The sequence below is a fragment of the Nonomuraea sediminis genome (assembly GCF_018531495.1).
Lineage (GTDB): Bacteria > Actinomycetota > Actinomycetes > Streptosporangiales > Streptosporangiaceae > Nonomuraea > Nonomuraea sediminis.
In genome coordinates this window covers 1-3,767 of sequence record NZ_JAHDTI010000035.1, presented here as the reverse complement: position 1 = coordinate 3,767, position 3,767 = coordinate 1, and the positions used below count along the sequence as shown (strand labels likewise).

4 protein-coding genes are annotated in these 3,767 nt (G+C 65.9%); 1 reads left to right on the top strand and 3 read right to left on the bottom strand.

What is annotated here, in order from left to right; all coding sequences use genetic code 11:
• Window positions 1-172: 172 nt before the first annotated feature.
• Both KIK09_RS57160 and KIK09_RS57155 read right to left on the bottom strand, forming a co-directional pair.
• Entirely contained in the window at window positions 173-1,270 is a 1,098-nt protein-coding gene (locus KIK09_RS57160) for a sigma-70 family RNA polymerase sigma factor (RefSeq protein WP_275956628.1), read from the bottom strand.
• 296 nt (window positions 1,271-1,566) lie between these two features.
• Entirely contained in the window at window positions 1,567-1,980 is a 414-nt protein-coding gene (locus tag KIK09_RS57155; RefSeq protein WP_214327969.1) for an SgcJ/EcaC family oxidoreductase, read from the bottom strand.
• A gap of 434 nt (window positions 1,981-2,414) precedes the next feature.
• Here KIK09_RS57155 and KIK09_RS57150 point away from each other — a divergent pair, with 434 nt between their 5' ends.
• Complete coding sequence (locus KIK09_RS57150) at window positions 2,415-3,074, top strand: recombinase family protein (RefSeq protein ID WP_308164889.1); 660 nt, start codon at window positions 2,415-2,417, stop codon at window positions 3,072-3,074.
• 98 nt (window positions 3,075-3,172) lie between these two features.
• Here the strand turns inward: KIK09_RS57150 and KIK09_RS57145 are convergent, their stop codons facing one another.
• Entirely contained in the window at window positions 3,173-3,649 is a 477-nt protein-coding gene (locus KIK09_RS57145; RefSeq protein WP_214327968.1) for a hypothetical protein, read from the bottom strand.
• Between the last annotated feature and the right edge of the window lie 118 nt (window positions 3,650-3,767).

Sequence of the window (3,767 nt, the reverse complement as noted above, 5' to 3'; positions counted from 1 at the left end):
CAACACCCCGCAGACCGTGGACTTACCAGTCCCTGAATTGCCCGTCACCCACACCAATGTCACGCCGCCAGCGTAGACATGACCACCCCGGGATAGTGCTGTGACCGCGCAGGTTCGCGGGGTTGCGGTCAGGCTGCGGCTTTGAGAGGGCGTCCGCCCCAGCGTCACCGCACTAGGCCCCGGCGATGGCAAGTCCCTGGTCGTCGAGCTTGGCCGCCAGGCCGAAAGTCGCGTAGATGTTGGGGTCCTGGAAGACCGAGTTCCGGGTGATGCCCTCGTCAGTGACGGTGAAGATCTGGAGCGTGTGCAGGTTGTACCCGTCGCCGACGCGCTGATAGGCGGCGAATCCGGGCTGGCTGCCGTTGGCCGCGACCTCCTTGAGGAGCCAGTCCTTCCCGGCCGCCCCGAAGACCCATTCCATGAACAGGCCGTAGTTGCCGCGGCCGGAGAACCAGTTGAGCATTGGCGGCATCTCCATGATCACGTCCTCGGTGAGCAGCCGCTTGAGGCCCTCGACGTCGGCCAGCTCGAATGCCTTCATGTAGCGCTCGACCCAGGCGCGCTGCTCGGCCGCAGACGGCTCGCTGACCCATTCCTGCCGGACCCCGACCTCCTTGACGCGAGTACGCGCCCGCTGCAGGGAACTGTTCACCGACACGACGGTGGTGCCAAGGATTTCCGCCGTTTCGGCCGCGGAGAAGCTGAGCACGTCACGCAAGATCAGCGCACCGCGCTGACGCGCCGACAGGTGCTGGAGGGCGGCGGCGAACGCCAAGCGCAGGCTGCTGCGGTCGATCACGACCCCAGCCGGATCGCCCGCGTCCAGCAGCGAGTCCGGCAAGGGCTGGAGCCAGGCGGCGTGCTCACCCTGGACGAGCGGCCCGAGCGGATCCGACGCGGCCACCAGCCCCGACGGCAGCGGTCGGCGACCGTGGACCTCCAAGGCGGTCAGGCAGGCGTTGGTTGCGATCCGGTAGAGCCAGGTGCGCAGTGAGCTGCGGATCTCGTCGTACTGCTCCCGCGCCCGCCACGCCCTCAGGTACGTGTCCTGGACCAAGTCCTCCGCGTCGTGAGCCGAGCCGAGCATCCGGTAGCAGTACGCCAGCAGCTCCGTCCGGAACGGTTCGATCCGACGATCGAAGCCTTCCTTCCCCGTCATCACGCCACGCTCCATCTCCACTGCCGCCGCAGCCACCATATCCGGCGACTGCAGTGAGCAATCGCTATGGGCGGATAGATCACCCTGCGCGGTCGTCAACGGCCTGGCCATGGCATACATCCAAATTTTGGATAGATAGTGCTGTTCCTAAAGGTCGCTCGTAGGTAGGGGCGTCGGTACGAAAAGTCACGCCAAGGGGCCGGGAACAAGGGTCCTTGGCGTGACTTTTCGTCCGGATGCGTCTTGTGGGTCCTCCGGGTTGCATGTGGTGCACGGGTCCGAGGTGCCCATGCGACGGCATCTGGCCATCGGGGAGTGAAGTTCCTACAGCTCAGAGCGATGCAGGGCTTTCGGTCCGTTATTGGTCATGGCCCTACACGCGATCACTGCTGGTTACAGAGAAGGGTTTACTGCGCAGGCGCCAGCACCGGGCTGTTGTGATAGGCGGCGATCAGCCACTGGCCGTCCCGCTTCTCGAAGACCCAGGTCGCGTTCACCTTACGCACGTCGTCTGGGACCTCCGTCTCACCGGGGAACAGGATGGCGGATTCGCTGATGACGATCGCGCCGTCCCTACCGACGAAGCGGATGCCGAGCTGCTTGTTGTAGGTCGAGCTGCCCTTGAGCGGCCCCTCGAAGGCCAGGGCCATGTTCTGACGGATCACGTCACGGCTGTCGCGGAGCGAGCCGGTCATGATGGCGGTCGCGTCCGCGGTGTAGTTGGCGACCATGCCGTCGGCGTCGCCTGCCTCCCACGCCTTGTAGGAGTCAACCAGCACGGCCTGGATGGCGGCCTCGTCTGCCGCACGAGTGTTCGACATTTCGATTCTCCCTTGTGATCGACTCGCCCGAGGTACTCCGGCGAGCTCGTGAGTACATACCGGCGGCGGGGTCGGAACTCATCGCGGCGAATGAAAATCCGTCTCTACGTCTTCGAGGGCGGCCTGGCGGTCGCCGTTCCGCCGAGCGTGCGGCCTCCTCGAGCCGGCCCCGGCGAGGCGTGGTCGAGGGGCAGCATGATGTTGATTAGTCCCCCCGCTGATCAGGGGGATGTTCGTGCGCGGCACGCGGCACCCGAATGGGCGGTGACGGCCCGACCCCGCCGCGGGCTGAGTTAGCAGCGTCTTCAAAAAACGATCGTTTTCTGACAAGATCACAAAGAGTTGTTGCGGCCACGAAAGGCCTTCAAAAACTCCTTCAACAACCCTGGTAGTTCAACAACCTCTGAAGACCGTTTGTTGAGAAACTGGCAGGTGTGACCAACGCCCTGGAACTGCCCACCGACCCGTTGGCCGCCTTCCCCGTCCGTCTGACCGAGATCCGCATCGGCTACGCCCGCGTCTCCACCGGTGGGCAAAAGCTCGAGCGCCAGCTGGACGCGCTGAAGGCGGCCAAGTGCCGGCGCATCTTCGCCGGCAAGAAGTCCGGCAAGAGCGTCGAGCGGCCCGAGCTCGCCGCCTGCCACGCCTTCCTCGCTGAAGGTGACACCCTGGTTGTGCCCTCCCTCGACCGCTACGGCCGCTCGCTGGCCGACCTCATCACCATGGTCGGCGAGCTGCGAAAGCGCGAGATCGGGTTCACCTCACTGCACGAGAACCTCGACACCACCACCCCCGGCGGCCGCCTGGTCTTCCACGTCTTCGCCGCGCTCGCCGAGTTCATCCGCGAGCTCATCGTCGCCGGCACCCGCGAGGGCCTGGCCGCCGCCCGTGCTCGCGGCCGCGTCGGCGGCCGTCCCACCATCATCACCCCGGAGATCCTGCGCGCGGCCCGGGACATGCTGCCCAACCCCGAGCACTCCATCACCTCGATCGCCAAGCTGCTCGGCGTCTCGGCGGGGACGCTGTACAACCACATCCCCGATCTGCGCCAGCTTCGCGCCAGCGCAACCGGCGAGCAGGCGCTCGAAGGTTGATCAGCACGACCACGTCCCAAAAACGACCGTTTTAGGGACCAGCAACCGGCGCGTCCGACGCGGGCGCGCGCGGCTCCAACCGGGACTCTTCACTCGCGTCATGCCCCGTAGCCCCCACGCAGTTGCTGACGTCCACGGTCCGGGTGCAGGTAGCGTGGCTGCGCAGCCATCGTTCGTAGTCTGACCTCCGTGATCTCCATGGGTTCGAACCGCGGTGGGTTCACCACGCGGCAGGGAGCGGGGGTGTTCACATGCTCCTGCATGCGCAGTTTCTGCCAGGCGCCGGTCCACTGCTCGACGTCGGCACCGCAGGCGATCACGATGGCGCGGACCACCTCAAGCGGCGGCATTCGGAACCGATTCGGATTGAGCGTGTCGTAGATCGTGCTAGACGGCATACGCCTGCCGGCCGCCTGCCAGATTTCGTAGATGCTGGTCTGGCCTGTCCAGGCGCGCAGCGCGCGTAGCTGCGTGACATATTCACCAGCCGTGGTAGCCGACCAGGGGTCTGGTTCGGGCGGTGGCGCAGGTCGTACGGTCTTCGGGCGCTGAGGCGTCGTGGCGCTGTAGGCCAAGTTGACCGCACGCAGCCCGGACCCAAGAAGAACCGAGCGTGCGGAGAGCGCCTCGGGGTCGTTACAACTAGTTCACCGGCCAGTCCCTCGCCGCCGTGTGGGACGGCAGCGTCTTCAC